The organism is Bacillus nitroreducens, from assembly GCF_964021195.1.
The window spans coordinates 1,019,111-1,040,421 of the sequence record NZ_CAXHYI020000003.1; the positions used below are offsets into that span (position 1 = coordinate 1,019,111).

At 40.8% G+C, this 21,311-nt stretch carries 20 protein-coding genes, 3 rRNA genes and 1 other RNA gene; 3 read left to right on the forward strand and 21 right to left on the reverse strand.

The window, feature by feature from the left end; genetic code table 11:
* Window positions 1–32: 32 nt before the first annotated feature.
* The 21 genes from rsmI to tadA form a co-directional block, all read right to left on the reverse strand.
* Complete coding sequence (gene rsmI, locus ACWPVE_RS08900; RefSeq protein ID WP_453992566.1) at window positions 33–917, reverse strand: 16S rRNA (cytidine(1402)-2'-O)-methyltransferase; 885 nt, start codon at window positions 915–917, stop codon at window positions 33–35.
* Window positions 886–1,182: a GIY-YIG nuclease family protein gene (locus ACWPVE_RS08905; RefSeq protein ID WP_453992568.1), complete on the reverse strand. Its 297-nt coding sequence runs from the start codon at window positions 1,180–1,182 to the stop codon at window positions 886–888. Before ACWPVE_RS08905 ends, rsmI begins: the two co-directional genes overlap by 32 nt.
* Window positions 1,169–1,912 carry a tRNA1(Val) (adenine(37)-N6)-methyltransferase gene (locus ACWPVE_RS08910; RefSeq protein ID WP_453992570.1) on the reverse strand — a complete coding sequence of 248 codons (744 nt, stop codon included), beginning with the start codon at window positions 1,910–1,912 and terminating at the stop codon, window positions 1,169–1,171. The genes ACWPVE_RS08905 and ACWPVE_RS08910 overlap by 14 nt, the downstream gene beginning before the upstream one ends.
* Before the next feature lie 180 nt (window positions 1,913–2,092).
* Window positions 2,093–2,446: a DNA replication initiation control protein YabA gene (yabA, locus tag ACWPVE_RS08915; RefSeq protein ID WP_453992572.1), complete on the reverse strand. Its 354-nt coding sequence runs from the start codon at window positions 2,444–2,446 to the stop codon at window positions 2,093–2,095.
* A gap of 13 nt (window positions 2,447–2,459) precedes the next feature.
* Window positions 2,460–3,287, reverse strand: a complete 828-nt coding sequence (locus ACWPVE_RS08920; RefSeq protein WP_453992574.1) for a PSP1 domain-containing protein — start codon at window positions 3,285–3,287, stop codon at window positions 2,460–2,462.
* A complete protein-coding gene (gene holB, locus ACWPVE_RS08925) occupies window positions 3,280–4,284 on the reverse strand; it encodes a DNA polymerase III subunit delta' (protein WP_453992576.1) in 1,005 nt (334 codons plus the stop codon). Before holB ends, ACWPVE_RS08920 begins: the two co-directional genes overlap by 8 nt.
* A gap of 19 nt (window positions 4,285–4,303) precedes the next feature.
* The gene (locus ACWPVE_RS08930; RefSeq protein WP_453992578.1) at window positions 4,304–4,744 is read right to left on the reverse strand and encodes a YaaR family protein; all 441 of its coding nucleotides are present in this window, start codon (window positions 4,742–4,744) and stop codon (window positions 4,304–4,306) included.
* A 19-nt stretch (window positions 4,745–4,763) separates the two neighbouring features.
* Complete coding sequence (locus tag ACWPVE_RS08935; protein ID WP_077620134.1) at window positions 4,764–5,093, reverse strand: cyclic-di-AMP receptor; 330 nt, start codon at window positions 5,091–5,093, stop codon at window positions 4,764–4,766.
* 166 nt (window positions 5,094–5,259) lie between these two features.
* Entirely contained in the window at window positions 5,260–5,892 is a 633-nt protein-coding gene (gene tmk, locus ACWPVE_RS08940; protein WP_453992580.1) for a dTMP kinase, read from the reverse strand.
* A gap of 15 nt (window positions 5,893–5,907) precedes the next feature.
* Window positions 5,908–7,341 (reverse strand): aminotransferase class I/II-fold pyridoxal phosphate-dependent enzyme, encoded by a 1,434-nt coding sequence (locus ACWPVE_RS08945; RefSeq protein ID WP_453992582.1) that lies wholly within the window; start codon window positions 7,339–7,341, stop codon window positions 5,908–5,910.
* A 307-nt stretch (window positions 7,342–7,648) separates the two neighbouring features.
* Window positions 7,649–7,867, reverse strand: a complete 219-nt coding sequence (locus ACWPVE_RS08950) for a sigma factor G inhibitor Gin (protein WP_453992584.1) — start codon at window positions 7,865–7,867, stop codon at window positions 7,649–7,651.
* A gap of 331 nt (window positions 7,868–8,198) precedes the next feature.
* Window positions 8,199–8,314 (reverse strand): 5S ribosomal RNA (gene rrf, locus ACWPVE_RS08955).
* A 173-nt stretch (window positions 8,315–8,487) separates the two neighbouring features.
* Window positions 8,488–11,419 (reverse strand): 23S ribosomal RNA (locus ACWPVE_RS08960).
* A gap of 449 nt (window positions 11,420–11,868) precedes the next feature.
* Window positions 11,869–13,418, reverse strand: a 16S ribosomal RNA gene (locus tag ACWPVE_RS08965).
* The 16S, 23S and 5S rRNA genes sit together here, the layout of an rRNA operon.
* A gap of 309 nt (window positions 13,419–13,727) precedes the next feature.
* Window positions 13,728–13,994 carry a pro-sigmaK processing inhibitor BofA family protein gene (locus tag ACWPVE_RS08970; protein ID WP_453992586.1) on the reverse strand — a complete coding sequence of 89 codons (267 nt, stop codon included), beginning with the start codon at window positions 13,992–13,994 and terminating at the stop codon, window positions 13,728–13,730.
* Window positions 13,995–14,349: 355 nt separating this feature from the next.
* A complete protein-coding gene (locus ACWPVE_RS08975) occupies window positions 14,350–14,565 on the reverse strand; it encodes a YaaL family protein (RefSeq protein ID WP_453992587.1) in 216 nt (71 codons plus the stop codon).
* A gap of 10 nt (window positions 14,566–14,575) precedes the next feature.
* Entirely contained in the window at window positions 14,576–15,172 is a 597-nt protein-coding gene (gene recR / locus ACWPVE_RS08980; protein WP_099355777.1) for a recombination mediator RecR, read from the reverse strand.
* Between the two features lie 28 nt (window positions 15,173–15,200).
* Complete coding sequence (locus ACWPVE_RS08985) at window positions 15,201–15,521, reverse strand: YbaB/EbfC family nucleoid-associated protein (RefSeq protein ID WP_121449690.1); 321 nt, start codon at window positions 15,519–15,521, stop codon at window positions 15,201–15,203.
* 31 nt (window positions 15,522–15,552) lie between these two features.
* Window positions 15,553–17,244: a DNA polymerase III subunit gamma/tau gene (gene dnaX, locus ACWPVE_RS08990; protein ID WP_453992589.1), complete on the reverse strand. Its 1,692-nt coding sequence runs from the start codon at window positions 17,242–17,244 to the stop codon at window positions 15,553–15,555.
* 138 nt (window positions 17,245–17,382) lie between these two features.
* Window positions 17,383–17,647: signal recognition particle sRNA large type (gene ffs / locus ACWPVE_RS08995), an RNA gene on the reverse strand.
* Window positions 17,648–17,742: 95 nt separating this feature from the next.
* Window positions 17,743–18,240: a tRNA adenosine(34) deaminase TadA gene (gene tadA / locus ACWPVE_RS09000; RefSeq protein ID WP_453997432.1), complete on the reverse strand. Its 498-nt coding sequence runs from the start codon at window positions 18,238–18,240 to the stop codon at window positions 17,743–17,745.
* A 109-nt stretch (window positions 18,241–18,349) separates the two neighbouring features.
* Here tadA and ACWPVE_RS09005 point away from each other — a divergent pair, with 109 nt between their 5' ends.
* The 3 genes from ACWPVE_RS09005 (at window position 18,350) to ACWPVE_RS09015 (ending at window position 21,225) form a co-directional block, all read left to right on the forward strand.
* A complete protein-coding gene (locus ACWPVE_RS09005; protein ID WP_453992591.1) occupies window positions 18,350–19,636 on the forward strand; it encodes a LysM peptidoglycan-binding domain-containing protein in 1,287 nt (428 codons plus the stop codon).
* 277 nt (window positions 19,637–19,913) lie between these two features.
* On the forward strand, window positions 19,914–20,570 hold the full coding sequence (locus ACWPVE_RS09010; RefSeq protein WP_453992593.1) for a deoxynucleoside kinase: 657 nt from the start codon (window positions 19,914–19,916) through the stop codon (window positions 20,568–20,570).
* Window positions 20,557–21,225, forward strand: a complete 669-nt coding sequence (locus ACWPVE_RS09015; RefSeq protein WP_453992595.1) for a deoxynucleoside kinase — start codon at window positions 20,557–20,559, stop codon at window positions 21,223–21,225. The genes ACWPVE_RS09010 and ACWPVE_RS09015 overlap by 14 nt, the downstream gene beginning before the upstream one ends.
* Window positions 21,226–21,311: the final 86 nt, after the last annotated feature.

Here is a 21,311-nt window from a genome sequence, read left to right on the forward strand (position 1 = left end):
ATAAAAAAGCTTCTCGAACTGAGAAGCTTTTTTCATTGATTTAAACCATGATATTCCTGGTATATTTCTCTTTTTTGTTGTTTTCGATCTTTTGCAACTTGTTTAATGGCTTCCTTTGTTGACATTGCCCCGCTCTCAACATAGTGATTAACATGTAGTTCAACTGAAAGGTTCTCCCACCAAGCCCCCTCAACTCTTTCTACCTCGCTATGCTCTGCTCCTTCCACTACTAAGCAGAATTCACCACGAACCGTATCTATCTCTGTCCAAGCAAGGATCTCATCGATATCACCGCGAATAAACTCCTCAAACTTCTTTGTTAATTCCCGTGAAACCGTTATTTTGCGATTTCCTAGTATCTCTCTCATCAACTTAAGTGTTTCTTTTAACCGGTGCGGTGACTCATAAAAAAGCAGTGTGGCTTGAATATGAACAAGTCCTTCAAGCTGCTTTCGCTTCTCTTTCTTATTTCTGTCTAAAAATCCATAAAAGTAAAAAGGTTGTGTATCAAGCCCAGATGCAATCAGTGATGTTAACGCAGCATTTGCGCCTGGTAAAGGAACAACATATATTTCTTCCTGGACAGCCTCTACGACAAGTTCATAACCTGGGTCAGATATCGTTGGCATCCCTGCATCACTTACAAGTGCGACATCCTTACCCTCACGCAATAAATGAAGAATTTTATCTCCGCTCACCTTTTTATTATGTTCATGATAACTAATTACTGGGGTTTCAATCTCAAAATAAAAGCACAGTTTTTTAGTTTGTCTCGTATCTTCTGCCGCAATATAGGCAGATTCCTTTAAGATTTTAATTGCCCGAAACGTCATATCCTCTAAATTTCCAATAGGCGTCGGAACAAGATATAACGTCCCATATTTATTATTTGATTGAAAGCTTTTTTGCTGCCACATATCGCTCCTCACTTTCCATTTCAAGCAACCGTTCCTTCTCTGATCGCTTCAGCCTTTTAAATCGATATTCTACACGCATTGCTTCTTCCTTTGTATCAAACTCCTGAGCATATAATAAAGAAATAGGGCCTCTACCTCTTGTATATTTTGCCCCTTTGCCCTCATTATGCTTCTTTAATCGTTCCTCGACATCTGTCGTATAGCCTGCATAGAAACTTCCATCCTTACACTCCACAACATAAAAGTAATGCTTATTCGTCTCCATAAAGAATCGTCCTTATCTCTTTTGTATACTCATTGCTTTCATCGTATACATATAATGGAGGTAATATCTTTAAATCGGCATTTCCATCTTTAATTCCTTCTACCAGAATGGTATTTGCCTCTTTTCCAAACCGTGGATGTATAAATTGTAATCTCTTTGGCTCTATTCGATATTGTCTCATTAAGGTGAGAATATCCATTAAACGGCCAGGTCGATGGACAAATGCCACTTTCCCACCTTGCCTAACTAATTGACTGCTTACTCGGATACAATCCTCTAATGTACAATAAATCTCATGGCGTGCTATTGCAAGGTGTTCGTTTTTATTTATTTCATCTGGATTCGGTGTTGGAAAATATGGGGGATTACATGTTACTACATCGTATTTCCCATGCCCTAATTTCTCAGGCATATCCTTAATATCCCCGTGAATAACCGATAGTTGATTCGAAAGTTCGTTATATTGAATACTTCTTCTTGCCATATCATAAATACGTTCTTGAATTTCAACACCTGTTATCTCCGCTTTTGACCTTCTGCTTAGAAGTAAAGGAATGACCCCATTACCCGTACATAAATCAATAATCTTTCCCTTTTGTATTGGTACGTACACAAATCTTGCTAAAAGAACTGTATCCAGTGAAAAAGCAAAAACAGAAGGGCTTTGAATAATTCTTAAGTTTTCTGCTAATAAGTGATCTAATCTTTCATCATGAAGTAATTGAACCATCGTATTATGTTTCCTTCCCCTTAGTTTGTAAGTATAATTATAGCCTTTCCTAAAAGTAGCTGTTCAAAAAGTCTTGTAAAATTGACACATGGATAGAAGAGCTTCCTCTCCCCCCCAACACGGACCTTTTTAAACACTTCCTAAAAAAATGAAAAAGCCCTCTCCAATCAGGAAAGGACCTTATTTCTTATTTAAAAAGGAAAGACAAAATAAGCAGTCACCTTCAGTTCGGACACTTCCATAATGTACATTACAGATATGGAAGCCCTCATGATAAAGTCTGGCGAGATTATCGTATCCTTCACCAATATCTACTTGTTTTGCTTCTTGAAAAGCTTTATCAGCCTTTTCTTCTTTTTTCTTCGAAATGGATTGTTCAAGTCGACGACGTAAAAGGTCATTCTCCATTTTCAGATTGTGATTCTCTTCAAATAATTGTCCAAGATGTGCTTTCAATTCCCCTAGTTGTGTATACAGATTTCCAATTTGAGTCTCCATACTACTAACAGATTCAAAAATATCTTTTTTGTCCACCCATTCCACCTCGTTATTCTGTGGCTTGAATCGAAATCGCTCCTTCTTTCAGTAGTTCCTCCCACGTATATTCAACCACACGTTCACGGCCAACTAATTCTAACTGAAGTACTCGTTCTAAAATATTGAGACCAACAACCTTTGCTTTACCACTTGTTGTTTCAATCATTTCTCCAAGGTCTGGTAGCTGTTCTTTTGCACTTTCATATTCGTCATTCTCATACTTCAAACAGCACATTAATCGACCACATAAACCAGATATTTTGGTAGGGTTTAATGAAAGGTTTTGATCTTTGGCCATTTTTATCGAAACTGGCTCAAAATCACCTAAGAAGGTCGAACAACAAAGCATTCTTCCACATGGACCAATTCCACCCAGCATTTTGGCTTCATCACGTACCCCAATTTGTCGTAATTCGATTCTCGTACGGAAGATTGCCGCTAAATCCTTTACTAAATCACGAAAATCAACGCGCCCATCTGCTGTGAAATAGAAGATCACCTTGTTTCTATCAAACGTATATTCTACATCAACAAGCTTCATATCTAGGCTATGAGCGACTACTTTTTCCAGACATACATCATACGCCTCTTTTGCAGCTTGCTTATTCTCTTCTACAATTAATTTATCCTTTGAATCCGCAATGCGGATGACCTTTTTCAATGGTAAGACGATGTCATTTTCATCGACTTGTTTTTTATTAATTACTACCTTGCCAAACTCAATTCCTCTAACTGTCTCGACGATAACGTACTCGCCATCAGGAATTGTAAAGCCATTTGGGTCAAAGTAATATATTTTCCCGGCTTTCTTAAAGCGCACACCAACTACATCATACAAGCTTATATCCCTCCTGTAACTTTATTACCAATTGTTCCATTAATAATTGTGGGTTCATGTTGGTGTTTAAACGGCGTTTTGCCTCTAGTACCGCTGTTATTTGATCACATACACGTCTAATAGACGTCTTAAGTGCATATTGTTTAAAGCTAGTAATCTGGTCATGGAAGATTTGTTTTTCTTCATCACCAAGATGTATATATAATAAATCCTTATAAATAAGCAATAATATATCTAAACCAAAACTAAGTTGTTCTTTTTCTTTAAAATGAGGTAACCATTGATCTTGTAAAAAAAAGAAAGCATGACTTGGTCTTGTATTAATTACTTCATATAATTGTAACACTATTGACCGGGACTGTCCAAACCAAGCATCCTCACTTAATTCACGAGCTTCTTCTATATTGTTTGTTGTATGAGCAACAAGTGAGGCAATGGTAGGAGAAATCCCTTCATCAACTAGTTGCGCTTGAATCACTTTAGGAACTAGTGGTTGAAAGGATAGAACCTGACACCGAGATAGAATCGTGTTCAAGATACGATGGATTTGTTCCGTTAACAGGATTGCCACTGTTTGACTTGTTGGCTCTTCTAGAAACTTTAATAAACTATTTGCTGCATTTGTTGTCATTTTATCAGCATGATTAATCAAATAGATTTTACGATTCGATTCTACACCTGTTTTTGAAAACTCCTCTTGCAACGCTTGAATCTGCCACTTTTTAATCGATAGGCCGTCTGGCTCAATAATATGAACATCAGGATGGTTGCCTGATGATATTCTCCGGCAATTCGTACACATATTACAAGGTTTATACCCATTGGGTTGCTGACAAAAAAGGCTTTTTGCTAAAAGAAAACCTACGTCCTTTTTGCCTGTTCCCCGACTTCCTTCAAATAAGTAAGCATGGGCCACTCTATTCTTCTTGAGACTATTTTCAACCATTTTTAAGACAAGTGGTTGATATTCCTGAAGTTGTTCCCATGTTTTTTCCACCATATATCACTCTTTCAAATCACGTATACAAATTAATTAATAACCCTTTAATTAATCCAACTCTACCAAGAATATCAATTGATCCTTTTTCTTGATTAATCATTTGTTCTGTTAAACCTATTAGCTCCTTATCAATTTCCTCAACAATTTTATGTGTTCTCCCTTGTCCATTAAAATTCCAACTGTGAGATTGTTTCACATCTAATCCATATTCGACTGCTTCATGGATAAAGCGTTTTACAAGGGACTTATAGGAAGCTAGATCTTGAAAGGTTTGAGAACGGGAGAGTCGATCTCCCGCCATATCAATTTGGGAAAGCAACTTCGACAATTGCTCCATTTGAAGCTTACTTCCTTCTTGATGGACAATTTTTCTGAAATTGAGACTTTCTGTTGTTTTGTTGGATTGATTTGGATGATTCTTATCTATATTGACACGAAAATCCTGATTTATTTTCATGAGACCTTAAAAACACCTCTTAGAATTGATGAAACTCATCAATCGGCAATACAAACACTGTCGCTCCACCTACTTCAACCTTCACTGGAAATGGGACAAAAGAGTCTGCATTACCACCCATTGGCGAAACAGGTGCAATCATTTGCTCCCGATGTTTGCAATTATCCTTGATGATATCTAATAATTTATTTACACGGATATCCTCCGTTCCTACAAGGAACGTCGTATTACCTGATTTTAGAAAGCCACCTGTTGTAGCAAGTTTTGTTGCTCGAAAGTTATGTTCAACTAATGCTTGTGACAAACGGTTGCTATCTTTATCTTGCACAACTGCAACGACTAGCTTCATCATTTTGCCTCCCTTTATTTTATCACTTTTATGTGTTCCTTCATATTACGAAATTTGGTAACAATGTGTGCGAGTGTCCCATATTTGTCTTTATTCTATACCAATTATAGACAGAACGAAAACAAAAACCTCAAAAATCATCTGACTTTTGAGGTTTTATACACAATTATTCTTCTTTTAAATGTTTCTCAATGACGGCTAATGCTTCCTTTGCCACTTCTTCAACTGATTGGTCCGCATTAATCGTTTGAAATCGCTCCTTAAACCGTTCTGATACTGTTAAATAGCCCTCGTATACCCTTTGATGAAAAGAAAGTTTCTCAAGATCTAAGCGATTCACTTCTCTCGTATCATTCTTTCCTATTCGTGTCAGTCCTTTTTCAGGCTTTATGTCAAAGAATAGGGTCAAGGAAGGCATTATCCCATCAATAGCAAATTCATTAATAGATAATACCTCGTCTATTCCTAAGTCCCTTGCATACCCCTGATATGCTAATGAACTATCAATAAAACGATCGCATAAAACAATTTTTCCTTCCTCTAGTGCTGGAATCACTTTTTCTACTAAATGCTGACGTCGTGAAGCAGCATATAAAAGAGCTTCTGTTCGACTATCCATATTCGTATTATTTTTATCTAAAATAACTGAACGTATTTGTTCAGCAATATCTATTCCACCTGGTTCTCTAGTGGTAATGACTTCAAAACCTCTTTTGGTAAGCTCGTCTTGGAGGATTTCCACTATAGTTGTTTTACCAGCACCCTCAGGTCCTTCAAATGTTATAAAATAACCAGCCACTTCTATTCAAGCCCCTTACGTTTGTAAAATCTTTATAAGTTTTTTCACCATATCTCCACCTTGGAAATGTGCACCTGTTTGAATATAGGTATTCAGAACTTCAATATGTCGTTCAGTTACACGCTCTCCCTCCATCATAATAGGAATTCCAGGAGGATAAGGGATAATCATTTCTGCGGAAATACTCCCAATTGCTTCTTGAAAAGAAACAACCTCTTTATTGTACCTTTTAATTTCATTATAGCAAAGGTCAAGAGTCGATATAGAATTAGCTCCATAATCTAAATCTTTAAATTGCCCTTTAATCGGCTTATATTTTCTTAAAGCATGACTAACCTTTGTAATTATTTCATCAGCATCAAAATTTTCTATTAACGGCAGTACAAAAAGGACATTGTTTGGATCTGCCATTTCTGTATAAATTCCTATTTCCTCAAAAACGCTTTGTAATTGATACCCATTTAATTCACATTGAGATTGAACTGTTAATTTTAATAAATCGGTTTGAACATCTTTGTTTTTGGACGTCACAATCTTTATTTGGGGAATTTCATTCATTCTTTGAGTAAAGCCTATTAACTTATCAATTATGGTATTCGTACCGTTTTTCTGTATCGTTGCAAGATAATTTCGTGCAAGATCAAGTGAAGCCATAATCGGATAAGATGGGCTGCTAGACTGCAAAATCCGAAGATAGTACTCCACCTCTTCAGGATCAATGATGCTACTATTCACGTGCAAGTAAGACCCCATTGTCATAGCTGGTAGTGTCTTATGTGCCGAATGGACTACAATATCTGCACCTATCGCTAATGCTGAAGCTGGGAAACCCTCTAGCATAAAGTGTGCCCCATGCGCTTCATCAATTAAAACAGCTGTGCCCATCTCATGAGCATATGTAATAATTTTAGAGAGTTCAAGTTGATTTACCATTCCATAATAATTAGGGCTTGTTAGAATAATAGCCTTTATATTGTGAAACTTCTCAAATGCCTCTCGTACTGTGTTGAATGTAACATAGGAGGCAACCTGCACCTCCCTATCATATGTAGGGGTAAGAAAAATGGGCTTAACCCCCGCCATCTGTAAACCATTCAAAATGGATTTATGGGAATTCCGTTGTACAAGTACAGTGTCATTATGAGAACAAGCAGCAAAAATCATTGCTAAATTTCCTACAGTTGAACCGTTGACTAAAAAATAACTTTTATTTACACCGTATAAGTCTGCTAACAATGCTTCACTTTCTAAAATAACCCCTTCAGGTTGATGCAAATCATCAAGTCCTGTCAGTTCAGTTGCATCTATTTCTAATATTTTATGAAAATAGGAATAACCCTTACTTGGAAATACCTGTCCATATTTATGTCCTGGTACATGCATTGATTGGGGCCTCTTTTTTGCATGCTGCTCTAGTGCATCAAACAGCGGTGTTTGTTGTTGGTTCATCTTTTTTTACCTTCCTCATATCCTTTTTTCTATTATAAAACAAAAAAGGGACCTATACTATTTAGGTCCGTAACAACCACTTAGAATTGCACCTAACGCGAAAGCAATACCAAGTTAGTCATTCACCCTGGCGTATATTGCGATCTGATTTTTGGCCCCTCAAAGATAATGATATAGAATGAATGGCACTCTTAATCTTTTACTTTCTGTTCAAAAGTATCCTATATAAATCGCTTGTTTCGCCAAAGGTTTTCCCCTTCTTTCAGCTAGGGTTTAAATCCAAGCTCAATTACTGAAAGGTAGTAAACTATGAAAATATCTCGGGTGTAGAAACCTTTTTAAGACGATCTAAATAAAATTGATACTTTGGATCATTTGTTTCCGTACGAATGATATCTTGCTCACAATCCAAACAAATGAACCTTGTATAAAGGTGTATGCCTCTCTTTTTCACTTGCTCACATATAATACACGTTTCCCCATATTGTTTTCGATCTGCGTGTGAACTCACTGCCTCCACCTCCATACAAATATTTTGTCCAGATTCCTTTAAATGTATACACAATTATAAAAATAACGAACAGTTACAATTTAACTTATTTAGTACTCTATGAAGCTTACTAGCTAGTTTGTGTATGTCTCAGTAATAAATTTTTTCTATTTTAGGGTGAAGATTAGGGTTAGTGGGAAATATTGATTAAAGCACCTTTTGTGACTTCAATTACCAGTATGCCATATCTTGTTTTACGATTTGATGATTTACCGTTTAAATCTATCCTTGTGTAAAGATTAAGAACCAATCCAAGATTTTTTAAATACACAAAAAAAGACCAACCATAACGGCTGATCTTTTAGGTGCTTAGCGACGTCCTACTCTCACAGGGGCAATGCCCCAACTACCATCGGCGCTGAAGAGCTTAACTTCCGTGTTCGGTATGGGAACGGGTGTGACCTCTTCGCTATCGTCACTAAACTATTAGAAGGATTCATTCCTTCAAAACTAGATAACGTACGCACATTCATTAATGTCTTGCTTCGGCTCCTAGCCTCTCGAGGTCGCTTCACTTCTTCTGTCAAAGTCTATGACTTTTCCCTCAGAAGTTCCAGCGCTTGTCGTGGCTGTACAGTCGCCTGCGCATTTCTATTTTGGTTAAGTCCTCGATCGATTAGTATCAGTCAGCTGCACATGTCACCATGCTTCCACCTCTGACCTATCAACCTCGTCATCTTCGAGGGATCTTACTAGTTTAACACTATGGGAAATCTCATCTTGAGGGGGGCTTCATGCTTAGATGCTTTCAGCACTTATCCCTTCCACACATAGCTACCCAGCTATGCCCTTGGCAGGACAACTGGTACACCAGCGGTGTGTCCATCCCGGTCCTCTCGTACTAAGGACAGCTCCTCTCAAATTTCCTACGCCCACGACGGATAGGGACCGAACTGTCTCACGACGTTCTGAACCCAGCTCGCGTACCGCTTTAATGGGCGAACAGCCCAACCCTTGGGACCGACTACAGCCCCAGGATGCGATGAGCCGACATCGAGGTGCCAAACCTCCCCGTCGATGTGGACTCTTGGGGGAGATAAGCCTGTTATCCCCGGGGTAGCTTTTATCCGTTGAGCGATGGCCCTTCCATGCGGAACCACCGGATCACTAAGCCCGACTTTCGTCCCTGCTCGACTTGTAGGTCTCGCAGTCAAGCTCCCTTGTGCCTTTACACTCTACGAATGATTTCCAACCATTCTGAGGGAACCTTTGGGCGCCTCCGTTACTCTTTAGGAGGCGACCGCCCCAGTCAAACTGCCCACCTGACACTGTCTCCAAGGCCGATAAGGCCTTCGGGTTAGAATTTCAATACAGCCAGGGTAGTATCCCACCGACGCCTCCACCGAAGCTAGCGCTCCGGCTTCCAAGGCTCCTACCTATCCTGTACAAGCTGTACCAAAATTCAATATCAGGTTGCAGTAAAGCTCCACGGGGTCTTTCCGTCCTGTCGCGGGTAACCTGCATCTTCACAGGTACTATAATTTCACCGAGTCTCTCGTTGAGACAGTGCCCAGATCGTTACACCTTTCGTGCGGGTCAGAACTTACCTGACAAGGAATTTCGCTACCTTAGGACCGTTATAGTTACGGCCGCCGTTTACTGGGGCTTCGATTCAGAGCTTCGCTTGCGCTAACCCCTCCTCTTAACCTTCCAGCACCGGGCAGGTGTCAGCCCCTATACTTCGCCTTGCGGCTTCGCAGAGACCTGTGTTTTTGCTAAACAGTCGCCTGGGCCTATTCACTGCGGCTTTTCAGGGCTATGCACCCTAAAAAGCACCCCTTCTCCCGAAGTTACGGGGTCATTTTGCCGAGTTCCTTAACGAGAGTTCTCTCGATCACCTTAGGATTCTCTCCTCGCCTACCTGTGTCGGTTTGCGGTACGGGCACCATTTACCTCGCTAGAAGCTTTTCTTGGCAGTGTGGAATCAGGAACTTCGGTACTTTATTTCCCTCGCCATCACAGCTCAACCTTACGGTAAGCGGATTTGCCTACTTACCAGTCTAACTGCTTGGACGCACATATCCAACAGTGCGCTTACCCTATCCTCCTGCGTCCCTCCATCGCTCGAACGGTAAAGAGGTGGTACAGGAATATCAACCTGTTGTCCATCGCCTACGCTTTTCAGCCTCGGCTTAGGTCCCGACTAACCCTGAGCGGACGAGCCTTCCTCAGGAAACCTTAGGCATTCGGTGGAGGGGATTCTCACCCCTCTTTCGCTACTCATACCGGCATTCTCACTTCTAAGCGCTCCACCAGTCCTCACGGTCTGACTTCGCTGCACTTAGAACGCTCTCCTACCATTGTTCGTAAGAACAATCCACAGCTTCGGTGATACGTTTAGCCCCGGTACATTTTCGGCGCAGAGTCACTCGACCAGTGAGCTATTACGCACTCTTTAAATGGTGGCTGCTTCTAAGCCAACATCCTGGTTGTCTAAGCAACTCCACATCCTTTTCCACTTAACGTATACTTTGGGACCTTAGCTGGTGGTCTGGGCTGTTTCCCTCTTGACTACGGATCTTATCACTCGCAGTCTGACTCCCGAGAATCAAGTCTTTGGCATTCGGAGTTTGACTGAATTCGGTAACCCGATGAGGGCCCCTAGTCCAATCAGTGCTCTACCTCCAAGACTCTATACTCGAGGCTAGCCCTAAAGCTATTTCGGAGAGAACCAGCTATCTCCAAGTTCGATTGGAATTTCTCCGCTACCCACACCTCATCCCCGCACTTTTCAACGTACGTGGGTTCGGGCCTCCATTCAGTGTTACCTGAACTTCACCCTGGACATAGGTAGATCACCTGGTTTCGGGTCTACGACCACGTACTCATTCGCCCTATTCAGACTCGCTTTCGCTGCGGCTCCGTCTCTTCGACTTAACCTTGCACGTAATCGTAACTCGCCGGTTCATTCTACAAAAGGCACGCCATCACACATGAATGTGCTTTGACTACTTGTAGGCACACGGTTTCAGGTTCTATTTCACTCCCCTCCCGGGGTGCTTTTCACCTTTCCCTCACGGTACTGGTTCACTATCGGTCACTAGGGAGTATTTAGCCTTGGGAGATGGTCCTCCCAGCTTCCGACGGGATTTCACGTGTCCCGCCGTACTCAGGATCCACTCAAGAGAGAACGAAGTTTCGACTACAGGGTTGTTACCTTCTCTGACGGACCTTTCCAGGTCGCTTCGTCTACTTCGCTCTTTTGTAACTCCGTATAGAGTGTCCTACAACCCCAAGAGGCAAGCCTCTTGGTTTGGGCTATCTTCCGTTTCGCTCGCCGCTACTCAGGAAATCGCGTTTGCTTTCTCTTCCTCTGGGTACTTAGATGTTTCAGTTCCCCAGGTCTACCTTCGCTTACCCTATGAATTCAGGTAAGGATACTGCCCCATTACGAGCAGTGGGTTTCCCCATTCGGAAATCTTCGGATCAATGCTTACTTACAGCTCCCCGAAGCATATCGGTGTTAGTACCGTCCTTCATCGGCTCCTAGTGCCAAGGCATCCACCGTGCGCCCTTTATAACTTAACCTGTTCGGCTTCGATAAGCTTCAAATTTCTTCGCTTCTCATGTGCCTATAAGTTTAAAGAACTTTACTTCAATGAATGTTTTGTTACGTTATCTAGTTTTCAAGGAACGAAGCTACTGACTTCAATCACATCGTGATTTACATCAGTGAATAGTCTCCATGCAGCTTTGCGCTAAGGAATTAATCATCATTGACTAATCTTGCAGACGCAAGCGCAATTGATTTTTGCGAAAGGCAAAAATCGACCTTTGAGAGAAAAAGCACTCTCAAAACTGACCACAATACAAAACGTCTTTTTATGAAGTTCGTAGAACTTCTATTGTCTAGCTACGGTTCCTAGCCTCTCGAGGTTACTTCACTTCTTCTGTCAAAGTCTGCTGACTTTTCCTTCAGAAGTTCCAGCACTTGTCGAGGCTGAACAGTCACCTTCGCTTTTCGACTTTTTCCTTAGAAAGGAGGTGATCCAGCCGCACCTTCCGATACGGCTACCTTGTTACGACTTCACCCCAATCATCTGTCCCACCTTAGGCGGCTGGCTCCTTACGGTTACCCCACCGACTTCGGGTGTTACAAACTCTCGTGGTGTGACGGGCGGTGTGTACAAGGCCCGGGAACGTATTCACCGCGGCATGCTGATCCGCGATTACTAGCGATTCCGGCTTCATGCAGGCGAGTTGCAGCCTGCAATCCGAACTGAGAATGGTTTTATGGGATTGGCTTAACCTCGCGGTTTCGCTGCCCTTTGTACCATCCATTGTAGCACGTGTGTAGCCCAGGTCATAAGGGGCATGATGATTTGACGTCATCCCCACCTTCCTCCGGTTTGTCACCGGCAGTCACCTTAGAGTGCCCAACTGAATGCTGGCAACTAAGATCAAGGGTTGCGCTCGTTGCGGGACTTAACCCAACATCTCACGACACGAGCTGACGACAACCATGCACCACCTGTCACTCTGTCCCCGAAGGGAACGTCCTATCTCTAGGAGTGTCAGAGGATGTCAAGACCTGGTAAGGTTCTTCGCGTTGCTTCGAATTAAACCACATGCTCCACCGCTTGTGCGGGCCCCCGTCAATTCCTTTGAGTTTCAGTCTTGCGACCGTACTCCCCAGGCGGAGTGCTTAATGCGTTGACTTCAGCACTAAAGGGCGGAAACCCTCTAACACTTAGCACTCATCGTTTACGGCGTGGACTACCAGGGTATCTAATCCTGTTCGCTCCCCACGCTTTCGCGCCTCAGCGTCAGTTACAGACCAGAGAGCCGCCTTCGCCACTGGTGTTCCTCCACATCTCTACGCATTTCACCGCTACACGTGGAATTCCGCTCTCCTCTTCTGCACTCAAGTCCCCCAGTTTCCAATGACCCTCCACGGTTGAGCCGTGGGCTTTCACATCAGACTTAAAGGACCGCCTGCGCGCGCTTTACGCCCAATAATTCCGGATAACGCTTGCCACCTACGTATTACCGCGGCTGCTGGCACGTAGTTAGCCGTGGCTTTCTGGTTAGGTACCGTCAAGGTACCGCCCTATTCGAACGATACTTGTTCTTCCCTAACAACAGAGCTTTACGATCCGAAGACCTTCTTCGCTCACGCGGCGTTGCTCCGTCAGACTTTCGTCCATTGCGGAAGATTCCCTACTGCTGCCTCCCGTAGGAGTCTGGGCCGTGTCTCAGTCCCAGTGTGGCCGATCACCCTCTCAGGTCGGCTACGCATCGTTGCCTTGGTGAGCCGTTACCTCACCAACTAGCTAATGCGCCGCGGGCCCATCCGTAAGTGATAGCGAGAAGCCATCTTTTAATATAAGACCATGTGGTCTCATATGTTATCCGGTATTAGCTCCGGTTTCCCGAAGTTATCCCAGTCTTACAGGTAGGTTGCCCACGTGTTACTCACCCGTCCGCCGCTAATCTTCGGGAGCAAGCTCCCTTAGATTCGCTCGACTTGCATGTATTAGGCACGCCGCCAGCGTTCATCCTGAGCCAGGATCAAACTCTCCAATAGAGTATTGATTGCTCAATAAGTTTTGTTATTTAGAATTAACGTTGACGCTTGTATTGTGTTCAGTTTTCAAAGAACTTTTTTTGATGCGTCGCTCAGAAGCGACTTTATTAATATAACATCCTCGCGGAATTAAGTCAACATTTTTTTAAAAAATGTTTTTATTATTTAAGTTATTCCCTGCGAGAAATATAAATATACACCCTATCCAATAGATTGTCAATATATTATAGTAAAATAATCATTAGGTGCCAATTTCTACTGTATAGCCCCCATACATAATAAAAAAACAAATGAGGATCATTTGTTTTTTTATCCTAGTATAAATATATCTATGATTACGAGTGCAGCTAAACCTGGGAGACCGAGAAGACCCGATATTGCAGATGTCACTAGATTAATTGGTACATGTAAATCGAATGATTGTCCAAATGCATTTAAGAAAAACAAAAACAAAGCACCAATTAGGATTTTGACGAACACTTGTCCCACTATACGGATTGGCTTAAGAGGTGCACCAATAAGAAGAACAAGGACAATTAATCCTCCAAGTAAAGCTATAACTAACTTTGGTTCCAATCAGATTCCACCCCTTCTCACAACTTGTACTACTATTGTATGTGAGTGAAAAAATTTAAGAACCCTCTTGTCCTATTTTAAATCATAAATGTTTCATCACAGAACCAAATAAGGGTAAGCCCCTCGAAAATCAATAACCCTGAAAATATTTTGCACGGTTACTCCGTGTGACAATATTGCTCTCGAATCCTTCCTCATCCCGTGTAAAATAGAGAAGCACAAGACGGTACGACATATGGCGTGTTCTTTGACCTTCTTGACGGAACCTCTTTTAAAATAATTCATAAGGTAGAATTCTAATTTGTTAAACAATAAAAAAATCCTACCAAAGGAAATGACCTCCCCTTGGTAGAACTCATTTTACAAACACATTACGCCTTTTGGCTTCTCTTAATAAGAAGAAATATTTCGTTTCAGCTACTTTTAGATCTTTTATAATATCATCGGAAGGCTCTACACTTTTTTCAATTAAGCTTTTCTGTCTCATCCATTCCTGCTTCGCAGCCTCTAATTGACTTAAGAGTTTTTCATTAAATTCTTTTCGAAGCTTTCCCTTTTTCTTAAAAAGCATAAAAGACCTCCTATAGTTCTCGACGTCCTTCTAGCGCCTTCGATAGTGTTACTTCGTCAGCGTATTCTAAGTCCCCTCCGACAGGTAATCCATGTGCAATCCTTGTAATTTTAATACCTGTTGGTTTCAACAGACGAGAAATATACATGGCTGTAGCTTCCCCTTCGATATTCGGATTAGTCGCTAAAATAATTTCCTGTACAGTATCATCTTGAAGTCTTTTTAGTAATTCAGGAATTTTAATATCCTCTGGACCTATTCCATCCATAGGAGAAATGGCTCCATGTAATACATGATATAGTCCATTGTATTCCTTCATTTTTTCCATTGCAATAACATCTTTGGGATCTTGAAGCACGCAAATAACTGTCTTATCGCGGCGTTCATCTTCGCAAATATAACAAGGATCTCTATCCGTAATATGTCCGCAATTCGAACAATATGTGAGGTTACGTTTTGCATTCACGAGAGCTTTTGCAAAGTCAAGAACAACATCCTCTTTCATACTTAATACAAAAAAAGCCAGACGTACGGCCGTTTTCGGGCCGATACCTGGCAATTTCATAAAGCTATCAATCAGCTTAGATATTGGTTCAGGATAATGCATATCTATCCAAGTCCTTTCAAACCCACAATTAGAATGGTAGGTTCATTCCTTTTGTAAATTGACCCATTGTTTCATTTGTTAGGTCTTCAATTTTCTTAAGAGCATCATTAGTTGCTGCTAGTACAAGGTCTTGTAGCATTTCGATATCATCTGGGTCTACCACTTCTTCTTTAATGATGACATCGATAATTTCCTTTTGACCATTTGCTTTAACAGTAACCATGCCACCGCCAGCAGTACCTTCTACTACTTTTTCAGCAAGTTCTTCTTGAGCCTTTGCCATATCCTTTTGCATTTTTTGCATTTGTTTCATCATTTTTTGCATATTTCCCATTCCGCCACCACGCATCATGTTCAATTCCTCCTTGAAAATTACTTTATTATTCTTTTATTTCTATGAGCTCTGCACCCACGATTTTCATTGCTTCTGCAATGAGAGGGTCTTCTGTTTCCTCAGTTCCCTGATCGTCATCATCGGTTCGTTGCCCACGGATAAACTCTTCTCTAATTTTACCCCATTCATCATCGGGTACACCTATCATCTCAAACCTTTGTCCAGTTAGAGTGAAAAGGATATTTTCTAGATTATCTTTTACTTCTGCATTTTCTGAAGCCATTTTACAATGAATTTCATATTTGAATTTTAACACAAAAGCATTAGAAGAAGCAGCAACTGGTTCACTTTCAATTAAAAGGGCTGCGTGTGATACCTTGTTTTGGTTGCGAAGCTGATCAAGCATATCACCCCATTTTCCTTTTAATAAATCAAGGTTTTGCCTTGTTGCACTCTTTAAAACTTCATTAATTCTCCCTACAGGTGTCCGATAGCCATTTCTTGATGACTTTTGTGGACGTTTTTCTGTCGGTTTTGCAACTTGAGATTGAGTCGCAACTCCATTTTCCTTAATGGAAGCAAGCTCAGATTCTAACATATTTATTTTACTCATCAAACCTTCAATCTGAGGTAGTGATTCAGTGACTTGATGTTGCTCCATTTGGGTTAACTTTACGAGTGCCACCTCTAGAAAAATCCGTGGATGGTTCGTCCACTTCATTTCTTGCTGAGCTTGATTTAGCACATCAATTGTTTCATATATCTCATGGTTTGGAATCGTCTTCGCAAGATCTGTAAAATCTTCATCGACTAAAACTCGATCCAATACTTCTTCTAATTGAGGAGCTGTTTGATACAACAGCATATCCCGATAATAGAATATCAAATCTTCTATAAACCTCATTGGGTCTTTCCCATGGTCCATCATTTCATCTAGTGTCTTTAGTGCCGTTCGAACATCCCGTTCTCGGATAGCCCTGACCACATTTGTCAAGAAAGATTGGGACACAGCCCCTGTAATCACGAGAACATCTTCAAGCTTCACCTCTTCATCACTAAATGAGATTGCTTGGTCTAATAAGCTTAATGCATCACGCATTCCACCTTCTGCTGCTCTTGCAATAACATAGAGTGCTTGTTCATCAACCGTCACACTTTGTTCTTCTATAACAGTCTTCATTCTCCCTACAATCGCTTGTGTAGTAATGCGTCGGAAATCAAAGCGTTGACATCTAGAGATAATCGTTAGTGGAATTTTGTGTGGTTCAGTTGTTGCCAAAATAAAGATGACATGTCTCGGTGGTTCCTCTAATGTTTTTAACAATGCATTGAAGGCACCAATGGAGAGCATATGTACTTCATCGATGATATATACTTTGTACCTTACAGCACTCGGTGCATATTTCACCTTATCACGAATGTCTCTGATTTCATCGACACCGTTGTTCGACGCCGCGTCAATTTCAATTACATCTGAGATGGAACCGTCAGTGATTCCTCTGCATGCCGCACACTCGTTACATGGTTCTGCAACAGGTGAACGCTCACAGTTGACTGCTTTTGCGAAAATTTTCGCAGCACTCGTTTTCCCTGTTCCCCTTGGTCCAGAAAAAAGATAGGCATGGGAAAATTTTTCTTGAAGAAGGGCATTCTGCAAGGTTTTGGTTATATGTTCTTGTCCCACCACGTCCTGAAACATCTGTGGCCGAAAAACACGGTATAATGCTTGATATGCCATTCGTCTTGCCCCTCCTTCTTATCGTTCTTTTCTTATTATACAGGAAGTGATTATTTATGTACAAAGCGATTATATCATTCACACGAAAAAATAAAAAAACTCACCCGAATGAGTGAGTTGATTTATGTAGTATAACTGCCGTGCACCTTCCGTCGAATAGTTACCCCAGGCGTTACTCAAGCAGTTAGCTCGGTCCAGGCAACCCTACGGCACATGGGAGAGTCCGCTTACTGCTGCTTCCTTCCGGACCTGACAGGGTTCGCGGGTTCCCATTGCGTAGGACCCAGACGTCAACACCACTTACTTGAGGCAGACCCTACAATAACTACCCTCTGTGAAGGGATTCGGCCTCGCTAGAGCGGATTGCGAGTACAGGGCACCGCTACCTCCCCGCTTAGCACGGCAAAATTGATACCAAATTGTTAGGTGTCTTTGTGACACATTCTTAGTATATAGGAGCATACAAAAAAAATCAATTAAATCTAGCTGTAAGTTTTTTCAAGTTGTACCATTTTTACTTTTTCGTGCTTGCTTCTTTTTTTCTCGGATTGCTTTAAAAAAGGAACTTAATAGTTGTCCACACTCTTCTTCACAGACACCTGATACTACTTCAGCTTGATGATTGAATCTTTGTTCCTGTAAAAGATTCATGAGGGTTCCTGCACAGCCTCCCTTAGGATCACTTGCTCCGTACACAACACGGCTCACACGGGACAAGACAATAGCACCCGAACACATTGCACACGGCTCAAGAGTAACGTACAAAGTAGCATCCTCTAATCGCCAACTCCCTATCCGTTTACATGCTTCATCTATTGCAAGTAGTTCCGCATGCGCAATTGAGCGTTGTTCTGTTTCACGAAGATTATGAGCAGATGCAATCACTTCATTTTTCATAACAATTAAAGCACCAATGGGTACCTCATCTATATCTGCCGCTTTTTTTGCTTCTTCTATTGCCAATTTCATATAATACTCATCGAAATTCTCCAAAATTTAATACTCCCTTATAGGCATTTTACACTTTAACCAAGCATCATCTTTCTCATTCTCTCATAGGGTAATAAAGGTGTGTTACCTAGATTGTAAATTGAGGAGGTTAAACATGCAAATTCATGTTGTAAGGCAGGGACAATCCATTTTTGGAATCGCTCAAGCCTATGGAACAACAGTGGATGAAATTGTTCGTGCAAATCAAATACCAGATCCTAATAACTTAGTGATTGGTCAGGCCATTGTCATTCCAATTGTTGGTCAGTTTTACTGGGTTCAACCTGGCGATAGTCTTTGGTCAATCGCAAATAAATTCGGACTAAATTATCAGCAATTAGCACAAATCAATCAAATTTCACCTAACACTCCATTGACGGTTGGTCTTAGAATTTATATACCGAGACGCCCAACACGAAATGCGGAAATTAATGCCTATGTCGAGCCTTTAGGGACTTCAGTGAGTCCCGCTCTTGAAAGAAGTACACGACAAGCCGCCCCATACTTAACATATTTAGCCCCTTTTAACTTTCAAATTCAGCGTGATGGCACTTTAAAAGAACCGCTTATGAACAATTTCCCTAGTATCGCTCAAGCTAATAATGTCACTTTGATGATGGTTGTCGCTAATTTAGAGGGCGGTCAATTTAGTAATGAATTAGGTCGAATTGTTCTAACCGATGAAAATGTACAGAATAAGTTATTAGATAACATTGTCACAACAGCTAAAAAATATGGATTTCGAGATATTCATTTTGATATGGAATTTTTACGCCCTGAAGATCGCGAAGCCTATAATCGTTTTTTACGGAAAGCTAAGCAGCGATTCAGCCAAGAAGGCTGGCTCCTATCAACTGCATTGGCCCCAAAAACTAGTGCTGAACAAGAAGGCGCATGGTATGAGGCACATGATTACAAAGCGCATGGGGAAATCGTAGACTTTGTTGTTATCATGACGTACGAATGGGGATATAGCGGTGGCCCACCAATGGCTGTATCACCTATTGGTCCTGTTCGTGAGGTCTTGGAATATGCCTTAACTGAAATGCCTGCGTCAAAAATTATGATGGGGCAAAATCTCTACGGATACGATTGGACATTACCATATGTTGCAGGAGGAGAATATGCAAAGGCAGTAAGCCCACAGCGAGCAATTGAAATTGCAAAACAAAATAACGTTCCAATTCAATATGATACAAAAGCCCAGGCACCACATTTTGACTATACCGATGCTGACGGTAAACAGCACAAAGTCTGGTTTGAAGATGCAAGGAGTATTCAAGCAAAATTTGATTTAATAAAGGAACTCAACCTTAGAGGAATTAGCTATTGGAAACTAGGTCTCCCATTTCCACAAAACTGGCTTTTGATAACAGATAATTTCAACGTTGTGAAAAGATAATATCTTTCAAAAGGAACTCGTAACAGGGTTCCTTTTACTTTTGTCTCGAAACAATAAGAGTAAAAGTTACTATCACGCTATCCTAAGATACTATCTAAGTAATAAAAGGTACAAAGATTAAAAAATGCCACGTGCTGGAGCACGTCTTTGTGTTCCACCTGTAGGCCTCAATATTTCCCAGTTTGTTTTTTCGACAGTAAGTAACAATACTCGACCTACCTGTGATAAAATAATGCGTATCTGTGCATTTCTAAGGATGTAAAAAGGGGGACATGAGATGGGGAGTAGGATTCCTTTTATTACTGTAGAGGGTCCAATCGGAGTTGGAAAGACATCTCTCGCTAAGGCTATATCCGAACACTTTGAATTCGCCTTATTAAAAGAGATTGTTGATGAAAATCCATTCTTAGGGAAATTCTATACCAATATTGAAGAATGGAGTTTCCAAACTGAGATGTTTTTCCTCTGCAATCGATATAAACAACTTGAAGATATTAATCAACTTTATCTCCAAAAGGACAAACCAGTCGTTGCGGATTATCATATTTTCAAAAACTTAATCTTCGCTGAACGAACATTAAAGGATCAGCAATTTCAAAAGTACCTGCAGATTTATGAGATTCTTACGTCAGATATGCCTGTACCAAATGTCGTGATTTATTTACACGCAAGTCTTGATACTTTATTGGAACGGATTAAACTGCGTGGTAGGGACATTGAAAAACAGATTGACCCTGCATATCTTGGCCAACTAAGCCGTGATTATGAACAAGCAATGGACAAATTTGAACAAGCTAACCCAGATATTCCTGTCCTACGGTTTAATGGAGACAAACTAAATTTTGTACAAAACAAAAAGGACCTAGACCATATTCTATTAAAAATAGAAGACACTATTCTCGAAAAAGGAGCTAAACACAATGAATTTGCGTAAAAAATATGATATCCCTAGTAATGCGGTAATCACGATTGCTGGTACAGTTGGAGTAGGGAAGTCAACGATGACAAAGGCTCTTGCAAATGCACTTGGATTTAGAACCTCCTTTGAAAAGGTAGATAGCAATCCATATTTAGATCGGTTTTATGCTGATTTCGAAAGATGGAGCTTTCACCTTCAAATCTATTTCCTTGCAGAGCGATTTAAAGAACAAAAGAAAATCTTTGAATATGGCGGTGGATTTATTCAAGATCGTTCAATATATGAAGATACAGGCATTTTTGCAAGAATGCATTATGAAAAAGGAACAATGGCACCTGATGACTATGAGACATATACCAATCTTTTTGATGCAATGGTTATGACACCATATTTTCCCCATCCAAATTTACTAATATATCTTGAAGGCAGCCTTGATGATATTATTAATCGAATTCAGGAACGTGGAAGACTGATGGAGCAGCAAACACCTATTTCCTATTGGGAAGAAATGCACGCTCGTTACGAAAAATGGATCAATAACTTTAATGCCTGTCCTGTTTTACGATTAAATATCAACGATTATGATATTCTTCATGACGAAAATTCTATCGAACCAGTTATAGAAAAAATTTCAACCTTTATTAGACAAGCAGAGCTTTTAAAAAAATAAAAAAGACCCCTTTTGAATAGCTTTCTCAAAAGGGGTTCTTTGTTTACGTCAAATTTTCGTAAACAAAAAACTCGTTACTATAATAG

Coding starts and splice junctions, on each gene's coding strand:
- ACWPVE_RS08975 (WP_453992587.1), bottom strand. CDS start 14,565: ATGCTTTTTAAGAAAAAGGGAAAGCTTCGAAAAGAATTTAATGAAAAA.
- ACWPVE_RS09010 (WP_453992593.1), top strand. CDS start 19,914: ATGGGGAGTAGGATTCCTTTTATTACTGTAGAGGGTCCAATCGGAGTT.
- recR (WP_099355777.1), bottom strand. CDS start 15,172: ATGCATTATCCTGAACCAATATCTAAGCTGATTGATAGCTTTATGAAA.
- dnaX (WP_453992589.1), bottom strand. CDS start 17,244: ATGGCATATCAAGCATTATACCGTGTTTTTCGGCCACAGATGTTTCAG.
- ACWPVE_RS08985 (WP_121449690.1), bottom strand. CDS start 15,521: ATGCGTGGTGGCGGAATGGGAAATATGCAAAAAATGATGAAACAAATG.
- ACWPVE_RS08905 (WP_453992568.1), bottom strand. CDS start 1,182: ATGGAGACGAATAAGCATTACTTTTATGTTGTGGAGTGTAAGGATGGA.
- rsmI (WP_453992566.1), bottom strand. CDS start 917: ATGTGGCAGCAAAAAAGCTTTCAATCAAATAATAAATATGGGACGTTA.
- ACWPVE_RS09015 (WP_453992595.1), top strand. CDS start 20,557: ATGAATTTGCGTAAAAAATATGATATCCCTAGTAATGCGGTAATCACG.
- ACWPVE_RS08950 (WP_453992584.1), bottom strand. CDS start 7,867: ATGGAGGTGGAGGCAGTGAGTTCACACGCAGATCGAAAACAATATGGG.
- ACWPVE_RS08945 (WP_453992582.1), bottom strand. CDS start 7,341: ATGAACCAACAACAAACACCGCTGTTTGATGCACTAGAGCAGCATGCA.
- ACWPVE_RS08935 (WP_077620134.1), bottom strand. CDS start 5,093: ATGAAGCTAGTCGTTGCAGTTGTGCAAGATAAAGATAGCAACCGTTTG.
- ACWPVE_RS08930 (WP_453992578.1), bottom strand. CDS start 4,744: ATGAAAATAAATCAGGATTTTCGTGTCAATATAGATAAGAATCATCCA.
- ACWPVE_RS09005 (WP_453992591.1), top strand. CDS start 18,350: ATGCAAATTCATGTTGTAAGGCAGGGACAATCCATTTTTGGAATCGCT.
- ACWPVE_RS08910 (WP_453992570.1), bottom strand. CDS start 1,912: ATGGTTCAATTACTTCATGATGAAAGATTAGATCACTTATTAGCAGAA.